Source organism: Hyphomicrobiales bacterium, from assembly GCA_016125495.1.
Lineage (GTDB): Bacteria > Pseudomonadota > Alphaproteobacteria > Rhizobiales > RI-29 > RI-29.
In genome coordinates this window covers 1-23,390 of the sequence record WGLQ01000014.1, presented here as the reverse complement: position 1 = coordinate 23,390, position 23,390 = coordinate 1, and the positions used below count along the sequence as shown (strand labels likewise).

Annotated in this window: 17 protein-coding genes; 4 read left to right on the top strand and 13 right to left on the bottom strand. The window is 67.5% G+C overall.

The genetic code is table 11. The annotated features are described in order from the left end of the window. The first annotated feature begins 144 nt into the window (after window positions 1-144). Window positions 145-2,931 (top strand): hypothetical protein, encoded by a 2,787-nt coding sequence (locus GC150_11350; GenBank protein MBI1385495.1) that lies wholly within the window; start codon window positions 145-147, stop codon window positions 2,929-2,931. Between the two features lie 349 nt (window positions 2,932-3,280). Here the strand turns inward: GC150_11350 and mazG are convergent, their stop codons facing one another. From mazG to dusB, 11 genes are all read right to left on the bottom strand, one after another. Further along, on the bottom strand, window positions 3,281-4,231 hold the full coding sequence (gene mazG, locus GC150_11345) for a nucleoside triphosphate pyrophosphohydrolase (protein MBI1385494.1): 951 nt from the start codon (window positions 4,229-4,231) through the stop codon (window positions 3,281-3,283). Between the two features lie 327 nt (window positions 4,232-4,558). Next, a complete protein-coding gene (locus GC150_11340; protein ID MBI1385493.1) occupies window positions 4,559-5,782 on the bottom strand; it encodes an MFS transporter in 1,224 nt (407 codons plus the stop codon). 161 nt (window positions 5,783-5,943) lie between these two features. Then, on the bottom strand, window positions 5,944-7,296 hold the full coding sequence (hflX, locus tag GC150_11335; GenBank protein MBI1385492.1) for a GTPase HflX: 1,353 nt from the start codon (window positions 7,294-7,296) through the stop codon (window positions 5,944-5,946). A 95-nt stretch (window positions 7,297-7,391) separates the two neighbouring features. Next, on the bottom strand, window positions 7,392-7,652 hold the full coding sequence (gene hfq / locus GC150_11330) for an RNA chaperone Hfq (GenBank protein ID MBI1385491.1): 261 nt from the start codon (window positions 7,650-7,652) through the stop codon (window positions 7,392-7,394). Window positions 7,653-7,936: 284 nt separating this feature from the next. After that, complete coding sequence (locus GC150_11325; protein ID MBI1385490.1) at window positions 7,937-9,409, bottom strand: hypothetical protein; 1,473 nt, start codon at window positions 9,407-9,409, stop codon at window positions 7,937-7,939. A 6-nt stretch (window positions 9,410-9,415) separates the two neighbouring features. Continuing rightward, window positions 9,416-10,792, bottom strand: a complete 1,377-nt coding sequence (gene trkA, locus GC150_11320; protein ID MBI1385489.1) for a Trk system potassium transporter TrkA — start codon at window positions 10,790-10,792, stop codon at window positions 9,416-9,418. Window positions 10,793-10,857: 65 nt separating this feature from the next. Beyond that, window positions 10,858-12,249 (bottom strand): response regulator, encoded by a 1,392-nt coding sequence (locus tag GC150_11315; protein ID MBI1385488.1) that lies wholly within the window; start codon window positions 12,247-12,249, stop codon window positions 10,858-10,860. Window positions 12,250-12,297: 48 nt separating this feature from the next. Further along, on the bottom strand, window positions 12,298-14,856 hold the full coding sequence (locus GC150_11310; GenBank protein MBI1385487.1) for a HAMP domain-containing protein: 2,559 nt from the start codon (window positions 14,854-14,856) through the stop codon (window positions 12,298-12,300). 528 nt (window positions 14,857-15,384) lie between these two features. Then, window positions 15,385-16,830, bottom strand: coding sequence for a nitrogen regulation protein NR(I) (ntrC, locus tag GC150_11305; protein MBI1385486.1), 1,446 nt, complete (start codon window positions 16,828-16,830; stop codon window positions 15,385-15,387). A gap of 22 nt (window positions 16,831-16,852) precedes the next feature. Next, window positions 16,853-17,929, bottom strand: coding sequence for a two-component sensor histidine kinase (locus GC150_11300; protein ID MBI1385485.1), 1,077 nt, complete (start codon window positions 17,927-17,929; stop codon window positions 16,853-16,855). Between the two features lie 98 nt (window positions 17,930-18,027). Beyond that, entirely contained in the window at window positions 18,028-19,128 is a 1,101-nt protein-coding gene (gene dusB, locus GC150_11295) for a tRNA dihydrouridine synthase DusB (protein ID MBI1385484.1), read from the bottom strand. 252 nt (window positions 19,129-19,380) lie between these two features. Between dusB and GC150_11290 the strand changes: the two genes are divergently transcribed. The 3 genes from GC150_11290 to GC150_11280 all read left to right on the top strand — a co-directional run bounded on the left by GC150_11290 (window position 19,381) and on the right by GC150_11280 (window position 21,820). Then, window positions 19,381-20,634: a bifunctional 2-C-methyl-D-erythritol 4-phosphate cytidylyltransferase/2-C-methyl-D-erythritol 2,4-cyclodiphosphate synthase gene (locus tag GC150_11290; GenBank protein ID MBI1385483.1), complete on the top strand. Its 1,254-nt coding sequence runs from the start codon at window positions 19,381-19,383 to the stop codon at window positions 20,632-20,634. Window positions 20,635-20,809: 175 nt separating this feature from the next. After that, window positions 20,810-21,277, top strand: coding sequence for a MarR family transcriptional regulator (locus GC150_11285; GenBank protein ID MBI1385482.1), 468 nt, complete (start codon window positions 20,810-20,812; stop codon window positions 21,275-21,277). 48 nt (window positions 21,278-21,325) lie between these two features. After that, complete coding sequence (locus tag GC150_11280) at window positions 21,326-21,820, top strand: nicotinamide-nucleotide amidohydrolase family protein (GenBank protein MBI1385481.1); 495 nt, start codon at window positions 21,326-21,328, stop codon at window positions 21,818-21,820. A gap of 35 nt (window positions 21,821-21,855) precedes the next feature. On the opposite strand, the gene GC150_11275 is transcribed toward GC150_11280, so the two are convergent. Continuing rightward, entirely contained in the window at window positions 21,856-22,344 is a 489-nt protein-coding gene (locus GC150_11275; protein ID MBI1385480.1) for a type II toxin-antitoxin system RatA family toxin, read from the bottom strand. Window positions 22,345-22,357: 13 nt separating this feature from the next. Continuing rightward, on the bottom strand, window positions 22,358-23,341 hold the full coding sequence (lipA, locus tag GC150_11270; protein MBI1385479.1) for a lipoyl synthase: 984 nt from the start codon (window positions 23,339-23,341) through the stop codon (window positions 22,358-22,360). Window positions 23,342-23,390 lie beyond the last annotated feature (49 nt).

Here is a 23,390-nt window from a genome sequence, read left to right as displayed (position 1 = left end):
CGGGTGACACGGCGCCGTGCCACCGCTCGGTCGCCCTGTGACCCCTGTGCACTTGAACGGCGTCTGGCGATACAACATGATCGCCGTTCGGGGGCGCCGCCGGCCGAGGCACCGGCCGGCGTTGCGAACGGGGGAGCCGGCGGCATGGCGGACGTGACGGGGGTGGGGGAGGACGCGCTTCGGCCGGCGATGGGTGCGGGCCGCAAGCTCGCGCTCTTCATCCACGGCTTCGACAGCTCGCCCGCCATCTGGGACGCGCTCGCCGGCCACCTCGCGGCGGACGACGCCATCACCGCCGCCTACGACTTCGCGCGGTTCCAATACGCCACCGGCAAGCTGCCCGGCGCCAGCCTGGCCACCCCTGGCGCGATCGCCGAGACGCTGGCAACCGCCCTCACCACCACCTACGCCGACTACACCGAGATCGCTCTCATCGCGCACAGCCAGGGCGGGCCGATCGCCATGCGCGCGCTCTGCAACCTGCTCGCCGCCAACCAGGGCGTCGCGGTCACCCGCCTCCTCACCTACGCGAGCCCGATCCTCGGCACCGCGATGGCCAGCAACCCGCTCGCGGCCATGCATCCGCAACTGGCGGCGCTCGCGACGGACAGCGACTTCCTGATGGCGGTCAACCGCGACGCCGAGCGCCTCGGCCTCGCGGGCCACGTCCACATCCGCCACGTCGCCGCGAGCCGGGACCGCTGGGTGAGCCGCACCTCGGCCATAGCGGGCGAGTTCGCCGCCCACCCGGAAACCGTCGAGGGCGACCACGTCGAGATCGTCCGGCCCGCCTCGGCCGACGATCCGGCGAGCCTCATCGCGCGCCGATTCCTGCTCGATCCCCCGCCGCCCCCCGGCGCCGGCGATGTCGACCGCACCGCGCCGATCCTCCGCGCCAACACCTGGGACCTGACGGAGGCCAACCGCTTCGTCTATGGCGCGCGCAAGGTGCCCTTCTACGGCCGCGAGAAGGAGATCGCCGCGCTCGCCGAATTCTGCTCGGGCGAGGCCCCGCTCGCCTGGGTGCTCGTGCACGGGGCGGGCGGGACCGGCAAGAGCCGGCTCGCGCTCGAATTGATCCTCGGATTGCGCAAGGCCGGCGTTCACGCCGGCTTCCTGCCCGCCGCAGGCGACGGCACGGCCCAGCCGGACTGGGCGCGCTGGCAGCCGCTGTTCCCGACCGTCATGGTGGTCGACTATGCCGCCCGCGAGAGCGCGGCGGTGGCGGGCATGCTCAAGGCACTCGCGGCGCGGCGGGCGGACGAAGGTGTCGGCGCGCTCGGCGCCCCGGTGCGCGTGATCCTCATCGAGCAGGCGGCGGGCGGCGACTGGCTGGACCGCGTCATGCCGGCCGGCAATTCGGGGGTCGGGGTGAAGGGCGCCTTCGCCGGCCCGCTCGCGCTCGCGCCGATCGATGACGTCGGGCCGATTTTCGAGGCGTACCTTGGCAAGGAGCGGGTGGCGGAATTCGGGTTCGACAAGCTCGAAGCCCGGCTCACCGAGACCGACCCCGAGCGCCGCCCGCTCTTTGCCGCGCTCCTCGCCGACGCGCTCGATGCCAACTGGGCGGAGATCGAAGCCGGCAAGCCCGTCGCCGCCATCACCGACCGGGCCAGGCTCCTCTCCGAGACGCTCCGGCGCTGGCGCGAGAACCACTGGCGCCCGGCCGGTGCGACCAGGAAGGACGAACGGCTCCTCGCCGTCGCGACCATGGCGGGCGGTTTGACAGTCGGCGAGGTCGATGCGCTCGCCGGCCCCGGCGGCCGTCTCGCCAAACTCATTGCCCCTTGGGACGTCGACGGCCACCCGGCGGCCTTCACCGTCATGACCGGCCGGCCGTCGGGCGAGGGGCCGGGCCGGCTCGAGCCGGACATCGTCGGCGAATACCACGCGCTGGAGGTGCTCGCGGACGGCAAACTCACTGACGCCGACCGCGCCGGCCTGCGCGATGCCGCCTGGGCGGCGGCGCCACGGCAGATGTTCGACTTCGTCATGCGCTGCCACCGCAACTGGCCGGGCGAGGCGGCGACCACGGGTTTGCGGGAAGCTCCGGCCCTGCCCACGGACGACTTTGGCCTCGCGGAATGGGCGAGCCTCGGGGTGGGGTTGACCTACGAGACCTTCGGCAAGGGACGGCGGCTCCTCGCCAATGCCGACGCCGGCCAGTTCCTCGCGAGCGTGCGCGCCGTCGCCGAGGCGCGGGCGGGCGAGCCGAGCGTCGAGGCGATCTGGACCGAGTGGGCGGGGGGGGGCGAACAACCTCCTCCACGGGCTCGCGGCGCAGCCCGAGACCCTCGACGAGGCGCGGGCGCTGCACAGGGACCTGTGGCAAGTCGCCGAGGCGCGGGCGGGCGAGGCGGGCGTCGAGGCGATCTGGACCGAGTGGGCGAAGGGGGCGTACAATCTCCTCTACGGCCTCAAAGCGGAGCCCGAGACCCTCGACGAGGCACGCCGCCTGCACCGGGACCTCTTCGCCGTCGCCGAGGCGCGGGCGGGCGAGCCGGGCGTCGAGGCGATCTGGACCGAGTGGGCGAAGGGGGCGTTCAACCTCGCCATTACCTTCGAGGCGAGACGCGACGTGGTGGCCATGCGCGCGCTCCTGCGCGCGATCGCCGAGGTGGCGCCGGGGCGGATCGAGGGCGAGGGGACGATGGAGGTCGAGATGATCGATGCCTTCGTTCGTTGCCTCCGCGGCACGCTCTTCCTCATCGCCGCCAGCGAGGGCGAGGCGGCCGTCCGCGCCTTCGCCGACCGCGCGGTGACGAGTGGCGCCGTGCCCCCCGCGATCGTGGGTGCGGTGGCGTTTCAGATCTGGACCCGCCAAGGGAACGGGGAGGCGATGGATGCGCAAGTGAAAATCTGGCAGCGCGAGCAACCGGCGCTCGTTCACGAGGTCGCAAGGGTCGCGATGATGGTGGCGAAGGCGCGTGAAATCGATGCGGGCGGCGGTGGGCGGTGATCTGACGATCCCCGGATGCGTTGGGCGCCACCCTCACGATCCCCGGATGCGGTGCAGCACGAAGTGGTGCACCGCTGATCCGGGGTCGCCATGAAGGGAGCAGAACGCGGGCGGTCCCGGATCAGCACAGCGGCATTGCGCTGCGCTCCACGCCGCAGTGCATCCGGGAGCCGTGCCATGACGATCCCCGGACGCGGTGGGCGCCACCCTCACGATCCCCGGATGCGGTGCACCGTTCCGCTTTGCTCCACGCTGCACCGCGCCCGGGAGCCGTGTTGATGGAACCGTGCCGGCCCGCCTGCTCCGGGACGCGTCACTCATTCACCCGCCCCTGCCACCCCGCTCAATGGCCTTGACGTCGTTCCAGAGGGCATCGAGGGCGGCAAGGTCGAGGGAAGGGATGTCGAGGCCACGGGCGGCGGCGAGGTCCTCGATCCCCTCCCAGCGCCGGACGAATTTCGCGTTGGCGGCCGTAAGCACCGTCTCCCCGTCGCGCCCGAGATGGCGGGCGACGTTGGCGAGGACGAAAAGAACGTCGCCCAGTTCCTCGGCCGCATGCGCCGTCTCGCCCGAGGCGATCGCCGAGCGCAACTCGCCGATCTCCTCGTCGAGCTTGTCGAGCACGGGTTCGAGCGAGGGCCAGTCGAAGCCGACCTTGGCGGCGCGGGCCTGGAGTTTGCTCGCGCGCGCGAGGGCCGGCAGGTTGCGCGGCACGCTCGCAAGGAGGCGGGGCGGGGCGGGAGGAGAGTTCTCCGGCGGGGCCGGCGCGCCGCCATCGGCCGTGCCGGCACCCGAGGACGCGAGTTCCTCTCTCGCGCGTGCCTTTTCCGCCCGCTCCTCGGCCTTGATGCGCTCCCACATGCCCTTGACGGCGCCGGCATCACGCGCCTTGCGGTCGCCGAAGACGTGCGGGTGGCGGCGGATCATCTTGCGGGTGATGCCATCGACGACGTCGGCGAGGGTGAAGGCGCCGGCCTCGGCCGCCATCTGCGCGTGATAGACGACCTGGAGGAGGAGGTCGCCGAGTTCCTCTTGGAGGTCGACGAGGTCGCCGCGCTCGATCGCGTCGGCCACTTCGTAGGCCTCCTCGAGCGTGTAAGGGGCGATGGTGGCGAAGGACTGCTCGAGGTCCCAGGGGCAGCCGCCGGCGGGATCGCGCAGGCGCGCCATGACGCCGGCAAGGTCCGCGAGGTTCTTGGCGCCCGGGGATGAGAGGTCGAAGCGGTCGTGGCCCGGCTCGGGCGTGGTCGCGGGGGCGTCGGTCGGTTGCATGCGGCGGTCTCCCATGGCGCGGGCTCGTGGCTGCCCGAGCCGCGCCCGCCCGGTTTTGGCCGCAGCCCGTCGAAGGGGCAAGGGCCCGTATTGCGCGCGCGACGCCATCAGGGGCCGATGAGTGGATGGGCTGGGTCGAGGTGGTCAAACTTCTCAAGTCGTGATTTGTCAGCTTTTTTGTCGCAACGCTTTGGTTCTAGTGCGTAAATCGCCATCACCTGTCATTCGCATAATATGTATTATGGAAAATTAGGTGGATCGGGCGCGGTGTGACCACCCTCCGGTGCCACGCCCCGGCCGGAGGTGCCGGGCCCAAGCGAACCCTGCTCATCCCGCACGGCCCATCGCATGCCGGCGCGTTGCGATCAACAGCACCAGCACGATCGCGCCGCCCCCGGCAAAGGCCGTCAGCACGCCCGTCAACGCAGGGCCCTCGAGCCGCCCCGCCTCGCCGATGCTCCCGGCGGTCAGCAACAGCAGGCCGGCATAGACCAGCTTGCCCGCGAGGTTCTGGACGGAAAGGTAGGTCGCGCGGTAGCGGCCTTCGAGCTCTGGCTGGACCAGCTCCAGCATGTACGGCCGGATGAAGGCATCGGGCACGAGGCGAAGGACCAGGAGGACACTGGCTGCCGGGTGCACGATGGCGGCCAGTGCCGCGATCAATAGCGTCTGCATGGCGAAGGCCGCGAGCATGGTGCGTGCTGGCCCGAGCCGTCGCCGCACCGACATGCTGGCCATGCTGGCGGCGATCGAGACGACGAACATGATGGCGGCGATGGTGCCCGAAAGCATCGGCGCTCCCTCACGCAACCCGAGTTCGGCCAATCCGGCGGCGACGTAGGGCTGGGCGAACGCGAAGGCGACGTGCCCCATGACGTAGGCGGCGAGGGTGTGCACGAGAACCCAGGCAAGGAGCGGCGTGGTCATGCGTTGCAGCACGAGACCGAGCTGGGCGAGGGGCATCGCGATGGTGCCCGAGATCGGCGGCTCGGCGAGCCGCCATGTGACGATCAGAGCCCCGAAGGCGGCCAGCGCCGAGAGCAGATAGGGCAGCGAGGGGGCAAGCAGCATCGCCAGTCCTCCGGCAACGGCCGAGAGGGCGTAGCCGGCGTAGGACAGGCGCCAGGCGCGCAATTCGACCTCGGCGACGCGCTCGGTCTCGCCGAGTTCATCGAGGCTGTCGTAGAGGAGGGCACTGTCGGCTCCCGAGGCGAATGCCGCCCCCATGCCGACGAGCACCTCCCCGATCATGAAGGTCGTCAGATCGTTCCCGGTTGCGATCAGGACGCAACCGAGGGCCGTGAGGCCCGCTGCCGCGAGCAGCGTCGGGCGGCGGCCGACGGCATCGGCGAGATAGCCGGACGGGACTTCGAAGACCACGACACCGAGGTCCTTGATGGCGAGGAGGGCGATGGCCGCCGCCGGCGAGAGCAGACCCTCGTAATAGAGGAACCAGATCGCCTGCCAAAAGATCAGCGCCTGAAAGAATTTGAACCAGGGATAGAGGCGCACGTTGCGCGCGAGAGCCCGATGGCGATCGTCCTCGTCCATGCGTCTCGCGCCCCGCTCCGCCCGTCGCTCGGAGCGATCAGCCGTCTCGCAAGCGGCGCCGTCGCAGAGCCCGAGGAGGCTTCTGCAACAGCGCCGGGGTGAACGCAACTCGCGTCAGCTCCCGGACAAGGCTTCACTCACTCGGCCTGGGACGTGCACCCTCAGTCGACGACGCGTGCCCCGGGCGTTGCCGCGATGCGGCGCAACAGGAGATCGTGGCGCTCGGCCGGCACCGAAACGCGGTAGACGCTGGCGCCGTCTTCGCCGGTCTCGTGGGAGAGCACTTCGGTGTTGGCGTGCAGCCAGCCGCGCAACGCGCCGGCCTCCGGTGGCACCACGACCGTCAGGATCGGCTGGCCAGCCGCGACGACTTCCTCGATCCGGGCGAGCAGGCCGGCGATGCCGTCACCCGTCAGAGCCGAGACGATCGCCGGACGGCGAGGCTGACGCTCGGCGGCGGAAACAAGCCCGGCGGCGCGATCGGCGTCGACGAGGTCGGCCTTGTTCCAGACCTCGAGGACCGGGGCGCTGGCATGGCGCGGATCGATGCCGAGGTCGGCGAGAACGTGCTCGACGTCGCGGGCCTGGGCCTCGCTGTCGGGGTGCGAGATGTCCCGGACATGGAGGATGAGGTCGGCAGCGATGACTTCCTCGAGCGTTGCGCGAAAGGCCGCAACGAGGGTGGTCGGCAGTTCCGATATGAAGCCGACGGTGTCGGACAGGATGATCCGGCGCCCATGCGGCAATGCCAGTTCACGCATCGTCGGATCGAGGGTGGCAAAGAGCTGGTCGCGGGCATAGACGCCGCTGCCGGTCAGCGTGTTGAAGAGCGTCGACTTGCCGGCGTTCGTATAGCCGACGAGCGCGACGATCGGATAGGGCACCCGGGCGCGTCCCTTGCGGTGCAACTCACGCGTTCGCACCACGGTTGCAAGATCACGCTCGATCCCCTCGATGCGCTCCTGGATGGCGCGGCGGTCCGCTTCGATCTGCGTTTCGCCCGGGCCGCCGAGGAAGCCGAAACCGCCCCGCTGACGTTCGAGGTGGGTCCAGGAGCGCACGAGGCGGCTCTTCTGGAACATGAGGTGCGCCAGTTCGACCTGGAGGCGACCCTCCTTGGTGCGGGCTCGGCGCCCGAAAATCTCGAGGATCAGGCCGGTGCGGTCGAGCACCTTTGCCTTCAGAGCCTTCTCGAGGTTGCGCTGCTGGACGGGGGTTAGCGGGTGGTCGATCACCACCAGCTCGATCTCGCGCTCAGCGACGATGCCCGCCAGTTCCTCCAGCTTGCCAGTCCCGATGAGGGTGGCAGGGCGCGGTGTCGGGACGGGGAAATGCGCCTGCGCGACGATCTCGAGGTCGATGGCGCCGGCCAGCCCGATCGCCTCCTCGAGGCGCGCCTGCGGTGTTCGCAGGCCCCAGGTGGGAACCGGGTCCTCGCCGGCCCGCTCGGGCCGCGGAGCCCGGCGCCGGGTCAAGATCGGCACGAACACGGCGGCCCGCGCCCCGGTGCGCACATCCGGTTCTGGTCCCGCTCCGTGGGCGGTCTCGGAACGATCCTGGCGCCCTTCGCGCCGGTCGTCATCGCCGTTGGATGATGGCCACAAGGACGTCAACCACTCGGGCCTTCGCCAGTCGCCCCCTCACCATCGGCGAGGTGGACCGGCTGGCCGGGCATGATCGTCGAGATCGCGTGCTTGTAGACGAGTTGGGAATGACCATCGCGCCGCAGAAGAACGCAGAAGTTGTCGAACCAAGTGACGATCCCCTGCAACTTGACACCGTTTACGAGGAAGATCGTCAGAGGGATTTTGTTGCGGCGCACGTGGTTGAGGAAGCTGTCCTGCAGGCTGGGGGCACGTTCGTTAGCCATGGTTTTCCCATCTTATCGTTATTTGTCGACGGCCGGCGGCGCGGCAAACCCGCCAGACGCTCGGCGTTCCGCGTCCGCCACTCGCTCGTCCGACCCATTCGTCAGTGGCCCGTGCCGTTGCAGCGCTAACCCGTTTGCTGCCGGCCATTCGAGTTGTAAACGCACTTGGCGGCCCAACTGACCGCGCGGCAAATTATGCCAGTATTGTGGCAAACGGCAAGCACGCAAAGCGGGAAACTTTCGAACGGTCACAGCCGGCAAGGACCCGTGGGGCACCGAGAAGTTCAACCGCGCCAATACGTCAGATTGAATAGTGTCAGAAGCGCGAGAATCTCGAAGCGTCCGAGCACCATCGCCAACGCCAGTACGACGTGCGACCTTTCGCTCATCTCCGCATAGAGCATGGGCACCTCGTGCTCTCCCGAGAGGGCCAGGTTGTATGCCGGGCCGACGTTGGAGACCGCGCTGACCGCAGCCAGCAACGCGGCCGGCGGGTCGAGCCCGTCGAGCGCCAGGACGAGCGCGACACACGCGACCACGACTCCGGCAACCACGAGATAAGTCCAGATCGAACCGATCAGATCGTTGCGCTCGGCTGCATCCTCGCTGGCCTTGGTTGCCGCGCTGCTGGGGTAGATGAGGTGGTCGAGCTCGGCGCGCAACTGCCGCGTCATCGCTCCGAGGCGATAGAACTTCAGCCCTCCCGCCGTCGAGAAGCGGCCCGCCCCGAGAAACGCCAGGAAAAGCACGACGATGAACGGCAGCACACCGTGGGCCTCGCTGGACACCAGAAAGCCGGTCGTGCTCATCAGGGAAACGGCGGCTGCAAAGCCCTCCACGGTGACGGAAGCGTCTCTGATCAGGTCGCTCGCCGGCGGCTGGTTGTGCAGGCTGGTGGCCACATAGAACCCGACGATCAGCATGCCGGCCAGGACCCAGAAGGGCTCCCGGCTCGACCATGTGAGGGTGAGCTTCATCGAGAGCAGGGCGCGGAGCCATACGAGGCTGATCGCGCCGGCCATCATGGTCAGCGTCAGGATGAGCACCGCGGCACTCGAGCCATAATGAACGAGCGCGCCGTCGCGTGGCATCAGTCCACCGGTCGATATGGCCGCGAATGCGAGACAGAGGCTGTCGAAGGTCGGCACCCCGGCGATACTGAGCCCGGCCCAGCAGACAACGGTTATTCCGACATAGAGCGGCAAGATCGTGCGAAGGAACGATCGCGGCAACCACTGGCCCTGCCGCCCGAGGTGCTCGATGTTGACCGGCCCGAAGTCCGGCAGCTGCATGCGGCGGATCGGCGCCAGAAGGATCGAGATGGCAACGAGAGTGGCGAGGCCGCCGATCCACTGCATCTCTGCGCGCCAGATCAGTATGCCGCGCGAAACGCCGGTGAGCGTCACGAAGGCGGTCGCGCCGGTCGTCGTCATGGCGCTCGTCGCCTCGAAATAGGCTGTCGCCAGGCTCGGCAGGCTCTGGTCCAGCACGAACGGCAGGCCGCCGAACAGCGGCAGGATGAACCAGACGACTGCGAGCAAAGGTAGCCCATGCAGCGTGATGTCGAGCTGGCGGGTCAGCGGTGTCGACAGCACCAGCGCGCCACCGATGAATAGCGAGATCAATCCCGTGATCGCGAAGGCGAGGGCCGAGCGTGTTTCCCCGCCCGCCGCCGAGAATGCGATCGGCAGGAACGTCATCGCCGAGAAACCGATGAGCAGCCGGCCGGCGACGGGTACGATCGGCAAGAGTTGCATCTGCCCTCAGAAGAAATCGACGCTGACGCGGAACAAGTGTTCCACGGTGCGCACGTTCTCGGCCAGAGCGAAAATCACCGCGCGATCCTGCGCCCGGATCTCGGTATCGCCGGTCGGAATGATGACGTCGTCCTTGCGCAGTATGGCGCCGAATCGAATTCCCTCGGGCAGATCGAGATCGCGCAGGGCCTTGCCGACCACCGGGGCGGTGTCCAGCGCTTCGGCCTCGATGACTTCGGCGAGGCCATTTTGCAGTGAGTTCACGGACCGGATGCGACCACGACGGACCTGTTGCAGGATGCGCGAGACCGTGGTGGCGCGAGGGTTGACGTGACTGTCGATGCCGAGCGATCGAATGACGTGGGTGTAGCGCGGCGCGTTGAGGAGACAGAGCGTGCGCGCCGTGCCCAGTTGACCGACCAGAACGCACGCCAGGATGTTCACCTGGTCGTCGTTGGTCAGGGCGAGCAAAGTATCCGCTTGGCCAACCTCGGCTTCCTTGAGCAGGTCCTCGCTCAACGCATCCCCATGCAAGACCACGGTCCGGCTCAGGCGCTCGGCAATCGTGACCGCGCGCGCGCGGTTCTGCTCGATGATCTTGACGCGCACCTGAGGATAACCGCGCTCGATCGCTTCGGCGACATAGAGCCCGATGTTGCCACCACCGGCGATCACCACGCGGCGCGCGCGCTGCTCCTCGATGCCGAAGATCTTGAGCGTGCGGTCCACCTGATCGGCACGGGCGACGAAATAGACCTCGTCGTCGAGCATCAGCTGATCGTCGCTGTGCGGAACGAACACGGTGTCCCCGCGCACGATGCCGACGATCACACTCGCGAGGTCCGGAAAGAGCTCGGTGAGCTGGGAGAGCGGCGTGTCGACAATGGGACAGCGCTCGTCGCACATGACGCCGACGAGCGACACCTTTCCGTCGCCGAGCCTGATGGTCTCGGTCGTGCCCGGCTGATTGAGGCGCCGCAGAACGGTTTCGCCGACCTCGACCTCCGGCGAGATCATCACGTCGATCGGCATGTTGTCGCGGGTGAAGAGGGTGCCGTAGGTCTGGTTGAGATAGCTCTGGGATCGAACCCGCGCGATCTTGGTCGGGGTGCCGAAGAGCGAATGCGCCACCTGGCACGCCACCATGTTGACCTCGTCGTGCAGGGTCACGGCGATGATCATGTCCGCGTCGCGGGCCCCGGCCTCGCCCAGCACATCGGGGTGCGAGCCGTGCCCGACGATGCCGCGCGCGTCCAGCATGTCGTTCACCCGCTGGATCAGATCGGTCGCGGTATCGACCACGGTGACGTCGTTCTTTTCGGCGGCCAAGCGCTCGGCGATACCGAAGCCCACCTGCCCGGCACCGCAAATGATCACCTTCATGTGGCTCGCGCCCCCATCCCGCAGCGCTTCGAGCGCCTCACAGGTCTAGGCGTTCATGGTAAACATCACCTTGCATCGGCGGTGCGCTCGGCCGAGGTGAGCCCCAGCGCGCGCAACTTGCGGTGCAGCGCCGAGCGCTCCATGCCGACGAATTCGGCGGTGCGCGAGATGTTGCCGCCGAAGCGGTTGATCTGCGCCGTGAGGTATTCCCGCTCGAAGATTTCGCGCGCGTCACGCAACGGCAGCGACATCAGGTGCTCGGCCCCGCCATTTCCCGAGAACGGCACCGACGAACCGATTTCGTCCGGCAGCAGATCGGCGGTGATGACGGTTTCGGGACCGCCTCCCGAAAGGATCATGAGGCGCTCGACGTTGTTGCGCAGCTGACGGATGTTGCCGGGCCAGTCGTGCGCCTGGAGGACGGCGATGGCATCGTCGCCGATGCGCCGCGGCGGCAGTCCTGAGGCGGTGACGATCTGTTTGACGAAGTGGTTGACGAGGGGCGGAATGTCGTCGCGCCGTTCGGCGAGGCTGGGCACCCGCAGCGGCACCACGTTGAGGCGATGAAAGAGGTCCTCGCGAAAGCGCCCCTCCTCCATCTCGCGTTGGAGATTGCGTGAGGTCGAGGAGACGATGCGAACATCGACGTGCACTTTGGTGGAGCCACCGACCCTGAGGAAGCGCTGCTCGACGAGGACACGGAGCACCTTGCCCTGCGTCTCGATCGGCATGTCGGAGACCTCGTCGATGTAGAGCGTCCCGCCATGGGCGGCTTCGAGGGCGCCGACCTTGCGTGGATTGCCGACGCGATCCTCGGTGCCGAACAGTTCCTCCTCGACGGTGTCCGGCGACATGATGGCCGCGTTGAGCACGACGAACGGCCCGTCGCCGCGCTGGGAGCGCGCGTGCAACGTGCGGGCGGCAAGTTCCTTGCCCGAGCCTGAAGGTCCGGTGATCATGACCCGGGAGTTGGTCGGTGCCACCTTTTCGATGGCGTTGCGGAGTTGGTTGATCGCCGATGAGCCGCCAATCATCTCGGTGCTGAACGGCGCGCGCTCGCGAAGCTCCTGCACCTCGCGCTTGAGTTGGTAGGTCTCGAGCGCCCGATGCGTGACGAGCAACAGTTTGTCGAGGCTGATCGGTTTTTCGATGTAGTCGTAGGCGCCGCGTTTGATGGCCGTGACGGCGGTTTCGATATTGCCGTGACCGGAAATGATGATGACCGGCAGATCGGGATGCAGCTTCTTGATCAATGACAGCACTTCGAGGCCATCGAGGCGGCTCCCCTGGAGCCAGATGTCGAGAATGACGAGCGAGGGGCGCCGGTTCTCGATGGCTTGAACGGCTTCGTCGCTGTCGCGCGCCAGCCGGGTGCCGTGCCCTTCATCCTCGAGGATTCCGGAGACCTGCTCGCGGATGTCGGCCTCGTCGTCGACCACGAGAATGTCGGTTGCCATCGCCTGCTCCCTCTTTTTCAGGATTTCCGGTGTCTGCTTTCGGCGCGCCTAGCTGGCGACGCGCTTGCGTCCTCTTCCATTCCCGTCGTTTGCGCCTGGTCGCTCGTCCACTTCGTCCTCGCCGAGCGCCGGCTCACTTTCATCGTTCAGCGTCGCGACCCTGCCATCTTGCGGACCGGTCTTGCCCGACCCATCGGGCATCGGCTGGTGCGGCTCGGCGGTCTCGGGCTGGCGCAGCGGCAGTATGAGGCGAATGCACGCGCCACGACGGCCATGCACGTCCTCGGGCGCATCGTCCAGCACAAGACGTCCGTGGTGCTGTTCCATCACCTTCTTGACCACCGCGAGACCGATTCCGGTGCCCTTGGCGCGGGTCGTCATGTAGGGCTCGACGAGGCGCAGACGGTTGCGTTTGGGCAGGCCGCAGCCGTTGTCCGTCACCTCGATCGTCAGGTTCTCTGCTTCGAGCGTGAGACGCACGGTGATGACCCCGGAATACCCTTCCGGCAACTTGCCATCGGCGCCGACGGCCGCGATGCCTTCGGTGGCATTCTTGACCAGATTGGTCAGGACCTGCGACATCATCCGACGGTCGCACTCGGCGATCACCGCCTCATCGGGCGCCTCGAGGCCGAAAGCGATGTCGGGATTGCCGTTCTGGAAAAGGAAGACCACCTCGCGGGCGACGTCCGTGACGTTGGTCGGCTCCATGCGCGGGTCCGGCATCTTGGCGAACGAGGAGAATTCGTCGGCCATGCGTCCGATGTCGTCGACCCTCCTGATGATCGTGTCGACGCAGCGTTCAAAGACGTCTGGGTCGCTCGAGATCTCACGCTGATACTTGCGCCGCAAGCGCTCCGCCGAGAGCTTGATCGGTGTCAGCGGGTTCTTGATCTCGTGCGCGATCCGTCTTGCGACGTCCGCCCAGGCCGAGGTGCGCTGGGCCGCGACCAGTTCGGTGATGTCGTCGAAGGTGATCACATAGCCATGATCGACGCCATCCGAGCCTTCCCGGGTGATCTGCACGGCGAGTATCTGTTCGCTTTCGGCTGCCCGTAGCGTGATCTGGTCGATCACGCGGTCGTTGCGCTTCTGTTGGCGAGCCTTGCGAAAGAGCGCCGCAAACTCGGGCACCACCTCGCGAATCGGTAAGCCCTCGCTCCTGGCGGGTTCGATCTCGAGGCGGTCGCTGGCCGCCCGGTTCATCAATGTGACACGGCCGTGCGGGTCGAGGCCGATGATCCCCGCCGAAACGCCCGAGAGCACCGCCTCGATGAAGCGTCGCCGCTCGCTCACCTCGTCGTTGGCGCTGACCAGTTCATCGCGCTGGATGCGCAATTGCGAGGTCATGCGGTTGAAGGTGCTCGACAGTCGGCCGAGATCGCCCTCGCCGCGCCGGAGCGGCACCTGGACGGAGAGATCGCCGTGCGAGACCTCCTCGGCGGCCCCGATCAACCGTTGGATGGGCGCGACCAGGGCATTGGTGAACCAGAGGCCGATCCAGACCGCCGAAAGCAGCAGCGTGACGGCGATCATCAGATACATGAGACCGAAGGCGATCTGGACGCCTGCGCGCCGTTCTTCGAGTTGGCTATACTCGCGCACGCCGGCTTGCGTGTTGTTGAGGTGATGGATCACCTTCTGGTCGACCAGACGGGAAACGTAGACGTAGAGATTGGGAAACGTCTCGAGCTTCTTGATGGCGGCAACGCGGTTCGTGCGTCCCGGGGAGATGATCACCGGATGGCCCTCGCCCGCCTCGCGAAGGGCTGCCGGCGGCGGGGGCACGTACTTGAGGCTGGCCGTCTGGGCCGCGGTCGCCACCACCGAACCGTCGGACGACAGGAGGTACGCGAACGGAATCTCCCGGAGCCCGGCCTGCTGCGAGAGACGCAGGTCCTTGACCTCGTCGAGATTGGTCGCGGAGTCGAGGTCGCTGACCATGGCCAGGATGTCGGCGCGCAGCACCTGCCCGTGTTCCTGGACATAGGCTTCGGCGACCTCGAGCGAGTTGTTCACGATCTGCTTGGTTCGGGTCGAGAACCAGTGGTCGAGGCCGCGGTCGAGTGAGATCGAGGCAAAGATCGCCAGTACGATCGCAGGGACCACCGCGATGATGCTGAAGAGGCCGACGATGCGCGCGTGCAGCCCCGAACCCGCCTTCTGCTCGCGCCGGTCGCGCAGCAGCCCGAGAGCATGAATGACGACGACGACGCCGAGCAGGACGATCAGGACGAGATTGACCAGCAGCGTGATCAGGACGACCTCGTTGGTCGGCACGATCGGTGTCAGGCCAGTCAGGATCAGCCCGGTGGCAAGCCCCGAGGCGAGCGACAGGAGCATGATGGCGAGGCCGGCCTTGAAGCCGGTGAGGCGACCCCAACGCCCCTTGGCGACGCGCGTTCGGGCGCCAGGTTCCTTGACCGATTGCGCTGCGCCATGCCCCAGCGCGCGAGCTTGGCCCATTGCCGTGAGTGTTGCGACAGTTTCGACGGCCGGTCCAGCGCCCCCCTCTGCGGGCTTCGACGTGGCCGTTGCTCGGGTCTGGCTGCGTGTCATGCGGCCTCCCTGGAGCCGGCACATTCGGCAGGCGCTCGCGAACCGCATATCAACCGATCATCGCCCGCCATCCACCCTCGGGGTACGAGGCGGGCTAGAGTGTGAGTTCCATCGTCGCGGTGGGCCCGAGCCGATTGGCGGGCAGGCCGCAGACCCTGACCTCCCGCCTGTCGATCATCCGTCCCCGCGCCATGATCGGCGGGCCACGCATCGCTGCCTTGCGGGTCGAGCGGTGCCGCACGGGTCACCATGATCCCCCGCCACGTCGCTTGGCGGCACCAATTGCTGTGGCGCGTGATCACCAGGTGAACCCCTTCATCTGCTCCGTCGACGCAGACGCATCACGCCTGTGGCAGAATTGCGACATTTCGGAAGTACTCCGGCCCGCCGCGTGGGTCAAGCGTGCGGCGGTCCAACCAGATCGGCTGGGCAAAACCGCGCGAACATGATTCAGTGTTGCTCGAAGAGGGCCCACTCCGACGGGTCGGCTCGGCACCGTCCAGGACGTGGTATCGGCGGCGAATGGCGTGGGTCCCAGGTAGTGGCACCGGGTCGCCGCCAGCGGGCCCTGCTCGATCAGGATGGGTTCTTGAGGACCGAGATGTTGAGATCTCGGATCCGTTTGCGCAGCGTGTTCCTGTTGAGCCCGAGGATCTCGGCGGCTCGGATCTGGTTGCCACGCGTTGCCGCGAGGGTTGCCGTCAGCAGCGGCGCCTCGAGTTGCCGTAGCAGGCGCTGGTAGAGGCCGGGCGGCGGCAGCTTGCTGCCGTGCTTCATGAAGATCGCCGCGATGTGACGCTCGAGATCGTCCGTCAGCGTTGGCGATCCTGCTGCGCTCGCGAGAGCGACGGTGGCGTCCGGTTGCAGTTCCTGGCGCACCAGCGCGGCTGTGATCACCTCGTCGCTGTAGAGGGCCACCAGGCGCCGGACCAGGTTCTCGAGTTCGCGCACGTTGCCGGGCCAGGGATGCTGCTTCAGGGCCTCGAAGGCGGCGGGCTCCATCTCGCGCGCCGGCAACCCCTCGCGCGCTGCCTCGCGCAGGAAGTGACGCGCAAGGTCCGGTATGTCCTCGAGGCGATCGCGCAGCGGCGGCAGGCGCAGTGGCACGACGTTGAGGCGATAATAGAGGTCCTCGCGAAAGAGGCCCTGGGCGATCTGGTTGCGCAGGTCCCGGTTGGTCGCGGCCACGATCCGAACATCCGTGCGAAGGGCCGTGCGCCCGCCGACGGTCGTATATTCTCCCTCTTGAAGGACGCGCAGCAGACGGGTCTGTGCCTCCATCGGCATATCGCCGATCTCGTCGAGAAAGAGGGTGCCGCCCTCGGCCTGCTCGAAGCGTCCGATGCTGCGGCTCTGTGCACCCGTGAACGCCCCCTTCTCGTGACCGAAGAGTTCGCTCTCGATGAGTTCGCGCGGGATGGCGGCCATGTTGACGGGCACGAATGGGCCCTGACGACGTTTGGAAAAATCGTGCAGGGCGCGGGCCACAAGTTCCTTGCCGGTGCCCGACTCGCCCGAGATCATCACCGTGAGATCGTTCTGCGTCAGGCGCGCGATGATCCGGTAAATCTCCTGCATTGCGCCCGATCGGCCGATCAGCGGCAGGCTTTCCTCCTCTCGCGCGAGGCCGGTCGCACGGCGCGGCACCGACTGCCGACGCTCGGCGAGCGCGCGATCGATCAGTGCGATGAGCGCGTTGAGATCGAAGGGCTTCGGAAGGTAGTCGTATGCCCCCCGCTCGGCGGCCGTGATGGCGGTCAGCACGGTGCTCTGCGCGCTCATCACGATGACCGGAAGACTGGGGCGCGCCTTCTTGATCTGAGGCAGCAGTTCGAATGCGTTCTCGTCCGGCATCACCACATCGGTGACGACGAGATCGCCTTCGCCGCGCGCGATCCAGCGCCAGAGGGTGGCCGCGTTGCTGGTGACGCGCGGATCGTAGCCGGCGCGCGCGAGGGCCTGGTGCAACACGGTTCGGATGGCGGCGTCGTCGTCGGCGACCAGGATCGTTCCCTTGCTCATGGCCGTGCTCGTCGCTCCCGCGTCAAGATGTTCCGCTGCCCACCGGAAGAAGGAGGCGAAAGACGGTTCGCCCCGCCTCGCTGTCGCATTCGATGATCCCCTCGTGGTCGGCGACGATCTTGGCGACGAGGGCGAGGCCGAGGCCGCTGCCCGATGGTTTCGTCGTGAAGAACGGATCGAAAAGATGGCCGCGGACGTCGTCGGGGATGCCGGGACCGTTGTCCTCGATGGCGATCATCAGCGGCAGGAAAATGCGCTCGCGCGTGCCCGGCAAGCTGAGGCGCAGACCCGGGCGGTAGGCGGTCCGCAGCACGATGAGGCCGTCGCCGCGAAACCCCGAGACCGCCTCGGCCGCGTTCTTGACGAGGTTGAGGACCGCCTGGATCAGGCGATCCCGGTCCCCCCGGATCTCCGGTAGCGATGGGTCGTACTGCTCCTCGATCGTGATGCCGCGCGCAAAGCCTTTCTCGGCGAGCGATTTCACATGCCCGAGCACGCTGTGGATGTTGATGGTTCCCGGCGGAATGGGACGATCGTCGCCGAACACCTGCATGCGATCGACGAGGCCGCAGATCCGGTCCGTTTCGCTGCAGATGAGGCGGGTGAGAGCCCGGCCATCGTCGTCGAGCGAGGGCTCGATGAGCTGGGCGGCTCCCCGGATGCCGGACAGCGGGTTCTTGATTTCGTGCGCCAGCATGGCCGCCAGGCTGGAGACGGAACGCGCGGCCGCCCGGTGTGTCATCTGGCGCTCGATCATGGCCGCCATGTTCCGCTGCTGCAGGATGATCAGCACGCGGTCCGGCGCGTCCGGCAGGCGGGCTCCGTAGATATCGACCAGGCGATTGTCGAGGGCTCGGGGCGAGGCGAGTTCGACGCCGTATTCGTTGACCGAATTGCCGGTCCGGCGGACCTGGGCGACGAGGCTGGCGAGGGCGCTCGAAAAGGAGACGAGGTCGTTGAGGGCGAGCCTGCGAAGGTGGGTGAGGCTCGTCTGGAAGAGGTCCTCGGCGGCGGCGTTACACTGGAGCACACGGTCGCCCGGACCCAGCACCAGGATGGCGTGCGGCAGGGCATTGAGCAGGACGTCGCCGGTCGACATTCCCTCGGCAAGGTCGCCAGCGCCCCCTCGCGGTGCGACAGTCGGAGGCAGGTCCGACGGGGCTTCGGCGCGCGTGCCCATGCGTCCCACCCGGCCCTTCATGCGGCAGCCTCCCTGGCGCCTGATAGGGCGCTGCGGATCATCCGGCGGATCGCCGAAACCTCCTCGCTCGTCATGAGAAGTGGGCACCATTGCGCGATCAGGGCCGCGGGCAATCCGGCGCCCTCGAGATACCAGCGCAGGTGCTTGCGAGCGTTGAGCACTCCCAGGACCGGGCCGTAGTGCTCGAGGAGCGCTTCGAAATGCTCCTCGACGATGTCGACCAGTTCTTCCGGCGGCGCGCTCGCGAAGGGTGCCCCCGCGAGACTGGCGGCAAGCCGCCCGGCGAGCCAGGGCGCTCCATAGCAGCCACGCCCGACCATGACGGCGTCCGCACCGGAAAGGGCGAGCGCGCTGGCGGCATCCTGGGGCTCGCGAATGTCACCGTTGGCGACGACGGGAATGTGGACCGCTTCCTTGACCGACCGGATCGCGGCCCAATCGGCGTTGCCCGTGTAGAACTGGGCACGGGTGCGCCCGTGCACGGTCAGCATCCGCACACCGGCCGCCTGCGCGCGGCGCGCCAATTCGGGTGCATTGCGTGAAGCGTCGTCCCAGCCGAGCCGCATCTTGAGGGTCACCGGAACCGAACTCGCCTCGACCACCGCCTCGATCAGTCGCTCGGCATGATCGAGGTCGCGCATGAGGCCGCTACCCGACAGTCCCGATGTCACCTTCTTGGCGGGACAGCCCATGTTGATGTCGATGACATCGGCGCCTCGATCGATGGCAATCTGGGTGCCTCGTGCCATCCAGCGCGCTTCACGACCTGCAAGTTGTATGACGAAGGGACCGACGCCGCTTCCTTCCTTCCGGGCGAGCGTTTCGGGGTGCCCCTGTGCCAGGGCCTCGCTCGCCACCATTTCAGAGACGACGAGCCCAGCGCCGAGCCGCCAGGCGATGCGCCGGAACGCAATGTCCGTGATGCCGGACATGGGTGCAAGGAGAACCGGGTTGCGCAATGCGATACCGGCCGCGCGGATCGCCTCGGGGCCCTGCGCTCGAAAGCCGGCACCCGCCCCGGGAACAGGACCGGGGCCAGTGCCTTTCGCCGGCGGATGGGGCGGATGGGTTGGCACGACTGCTCTTTCCTGAGGCATTCGATCCTTCTGCCTGGTTTCTAGTCAGGTGTGGGGCGCTGTGCAATGGTCCGCCTTGCAGCACCGGTGACGATCCTTCGCATGGGCTCGACCTTGACGGCCTCCTGGGGTCATCGACAGCCCAACCGGTCGTCGGAGCGGCCCTGGCTGGCGATGCGGCCGTCATTGCCGCCCCAGCCACTCCCCGATATCACCGCACCGGATGGCTGGCCCACCGTCGGTGGGGGATCGAGTTCTGGAGGATCGAGGAGCATGGGGCAGACAGCGGTGCTCATCGTGGCGGCCGGACGAGGCAGCAGGGCCGGCGAAGCGGACGGACCGAAGCAGTACCGGCCGATCGCCGGTGGAAGCGTGCTGCAACGTACGCTGGAGGCCGTACTCCAGGTCCGCGAGATCGACAGCGTCCTCGTCGTCATCCATCCGCAGGACCACGACCGTTACGAGGCGGCGATTGGCGGCCTCGCGGAACGCGAAGGGCGTATTCTGGCCCCAGTTGCAGGCGGCGCCACCCGCCAGGCCTCGGTGCACGCCGGCCTCGAGGCATTGGCGGTGCATTCGCCGGCACCCGCCAAGGTGCTCATCCACGATGCGGCGCGCCCCTTCGTCTCGCCCCGCTGCATCGCTGACGTGCTCGCCGCTCTCGAGACGTCGGATGGCGCGATTTCCGCCATCCCTGTCACCGACACGCTGAAACGTGACGCCGGCGACGGCAGCATTGCCGGAACCGTGTCCCGCGATGGCCTCTGGCGGGCGCTGACGCCCCAGGGCTTCGGCTTTGCCGCCATTCTCGCCGCGCATCGTGCCGCCGCCGCGGCGGGGCGAAACGACTTCACCGATGACGCCGCCATCCTCGAGTGGCGGGGTGGACGGATCGTTCTGGTCGCCGGATCGCCGGCCAATGTGAAACTGACGACCGCGCAGGACATCGCCGAGGCTGATGCGCGGCTGCGCTGCGTTGCCGGTGCCTCGAGCCAACTCGACCAGCCCGACGAAATCGCGGACCCCGCCGTGCCCGACGTCCGTGTCGGTCACGGCTACGACGTCCACGCGCTGGGCCCTGGAACCGGCGTCGTGCTCTGCGGCATCACGATCCCGCACGATGGCGGCCTCATCGGGCATTCTGACGCCGACGTCGCATTGCATGCCCTGACCGACGCCCTGCTCGGCGCGCTCGGCGATGGCGACATCGGAACGCACTTTCCGCCGAGCGACCCGAAATGGCGCGGCCAGAGTTCGGACCTCTTTCTCGCTGATGCCGTCGCGCGGGTGCGGGCGCGGCGCGGCGTGCCGACCCATCTCGACATCACACTCGTTTGCGAGGCCCCGCGGATCGGTCCGCACCGGCTCGCCATGATCGAACGTGTCTCGGCGATCACAGGAGTTTCGCCGGGACGCATCAGCGTCAAGGCGACGACCAGTGAACGACTGGGCTTCACGGGGCGACGTGAGGGAATTGCCGCCCTCGCAACCGCTACGGTGGTTTTCGGCTCTGTATCAAGGCGTTGAGTGGACCGTCGCCGGGGCTTCCCGGCGCGGCCGCCATATGCGGATGCGCCCATCCCGCGTTCCGCTGTGCCGCGCCCGCAGCAATGCTGTGGCCGAACCGCCGGCCCCGTTTACCCGGCCTGAGAATCACCTCAGGGTTCGATGCTGATAGAAGACTTCATGAACGGGGCGGGTCATGGAACGTCGAACCGACAAAGATCTGACTGTTGCCGAAGTTGGTGAGGCGTCATCTGCAAAGTGCGTCGCACTGCGCGTGCGACGGATGAGCCGCATCATCACACGCATCTACGACGAGGCGTTGCGACCCCTCGGCTTGACCGGGAGCCAGTTCACGCTGCTCACCACCATCGCGCAGCAGGACAACATCACGGCTGCCGAGATCGGTTTCTCCCTCGATATCGAGAAGTCCACCCTCAGTCGCAACTTGAAGCGCCTCGAGGCGTTGCAACTGGTGACCATGGATCCGCCCGCCGGTCGTCATGGGCGCGGGTTGCATCTGACACCAGCAGGCGAGAAGGCCATTCTGCAGGCTTATCCGATCTGGACCGACATCCAGCGCCGTGTCGAGGAAGCCCTTGGCTCCAAGAGCCGCGATGCTTTCGACCGGATGCTCGCCGACGCGGAACGCCTCGTTGCGGCTTGATTGCCGCTTGCCGAGCGTTCAGCATGGCCGCACAGGGCGAGGTGCGGCATGGACGATGAATTGATGAATGCGGCGCGCGAGGCTCTGGACGAGCTTCGCGCGTTTTCTTTTCAAGCGGTGACCGCCGAATCCTGCACCGGCGGGCTCATCGCCGCGGCTTTGACGGCGATCGCCGGTTCCTCGGACGTCGTCGACCGGGCCTTCGTCACCTATTCCAACGCCGCAAAGAGCGAAATGCTCGGGTTGCCCGCCGACCTCATCGCCACTCATGGCGCCGTCAGCGAGCCGGTGGCCCGCGCCATGGCGATCGGTGCCATCGCCCACAGTCACGCCGATGTCAGCGTCGCGGTGACGGGCATCGCCGGTCCTGGTGGTGGGACCGACACGAAACCGGTCGGGCTGGTGCATCTCGCCGCATCCCGGCGTGGCGGCGGCACCTGGCACCTCGAACGTCGCTACGATCCTTCCGCCGGGCGGAACGCGATCCGCCACATGGCCGCGCTCGATGCACTCGCGCTCCTGCGCGAAACGGCCCGTCGGTAAGAGAGGCAAAGTCAACCGCGTGCCACTCCGAATGCTCATCCCCTCGGGTGATAAATCTTATCGGCCCGCCGCTCGAAAGCCTCTGCGAAGTGCGCGAAGGCGCGGTCGAATACCGCCCCCGCGAGCACCTGGAAAGCCCGGGACTTGAGTTCATAGGCGAGGAAGAAATCCACCTCGCACAGGGGAGAGGGCGCGCTGGCTTCGTCAGAAGCAGGCGGCAACTCTCGGAACTGCCACCGGTTTTCGAGTGAGCGGAAGGGGCCGTCCAGGTAGCGGGCCACGATGGTGCGCCGGCCCGGGTCGAGCTGGACCTCGCTCGTGAACGTCTCGCGCAGCAGCTTGAATGCGACGGTCATATCCGCGACGAGCAGGGTTCGTCCGGTCTCGGGCTCGCCGCTGCGTCGGCGCACGCGAAGCGCCGCGCAGAGCGGAACGAACTCCGGATAACGTTCCACGTCCGCGACGAGATCGAACATCTCCTCGGCGCTGTGGCGGACGATCCTGCGGGTCGAGAAGGTCTTCACCGCCGGCCCCGCCTCAACGCCCCTGGCGCGCGAGCATCTCCTCGCGAGCAAGGCGCAGGCGCGCGAAATCCTCCCCCGCATGGTACGATGAACGCGTGAGCGGGCTCGAGGCCACGACGAGGAAACCCTTGGCCTCGGCGATGCTGGCGTAGGCCGCGAACTCCTCGGGCGGCACGAAACGCTCGACGGCGGCATGACGGCGCGTCGGTTGCAGGTACTGGCCGATGGTGAGGAAATCGACGCCGGCCGAACGCATGTCGTCCATCACCTGCAGCACCTCGTTCCGCGTCTCGCCGAGCCCGAGCATGATGCCGGACTTGGTGAACATCGCGGGTGCCAGCTCCTTGACGCGTTGGAGCAGTCTCAGGGAGTGGAAATAGCGGGCCCCGGGGCGAATGGTCAGGTAGCGCGAGGGGACCGTTTCGAGGTTGTGGTTGAAGACGTCCGGCCGCGCCGCGACGACCTCGGAGAGCGCCCAGTCCGGCTTGCGCAGGAAATCCGGCGTCAGGATCTCGATGGTCGTCGATGGTGTTGCCGCGCGCACGGCCTCGACGACCGAGGCGAAATGGCGGGCGCCCCCGTCGGCGAGGTCGTCGCGATCGACGGAGGTGATGACGACATGCTCGAGGCCGAGGCGCGCGACCGCGCTCGCGACGCGCTCCGGCTCGTTCGGGTCCAGCGGGAGCGGCAGCCCCGTGCGCACATTGCAGAACGCGCAGGCGCGCGTACAGATTTCACCCATGATCATCATGGTCGCATGCTTCTTCGACCAGCACTCGCCGATATTGGGGCAGCCCGCTTCCTCGCAGACTGTGACCAGCCCGTTCTCCTTGACGATCCGGCGGGTCTCCTCATAGACCGGCGAGCCGCCGGCGCGCACCCTGATCCATTCGGGCTTGCGCAGCACCTCTGTGTCCGGCCGCTTCGCCTTTTCGGGATGGCGCGGCCGCTGGGCTGCGCCTTCTGCCTGGCTCACGGTGTCCAGCACGGTTACCATCGTCACTCTCTCTCAGTTCTGGCGGTCAGCGATCGCGGTTGCCTGGTTC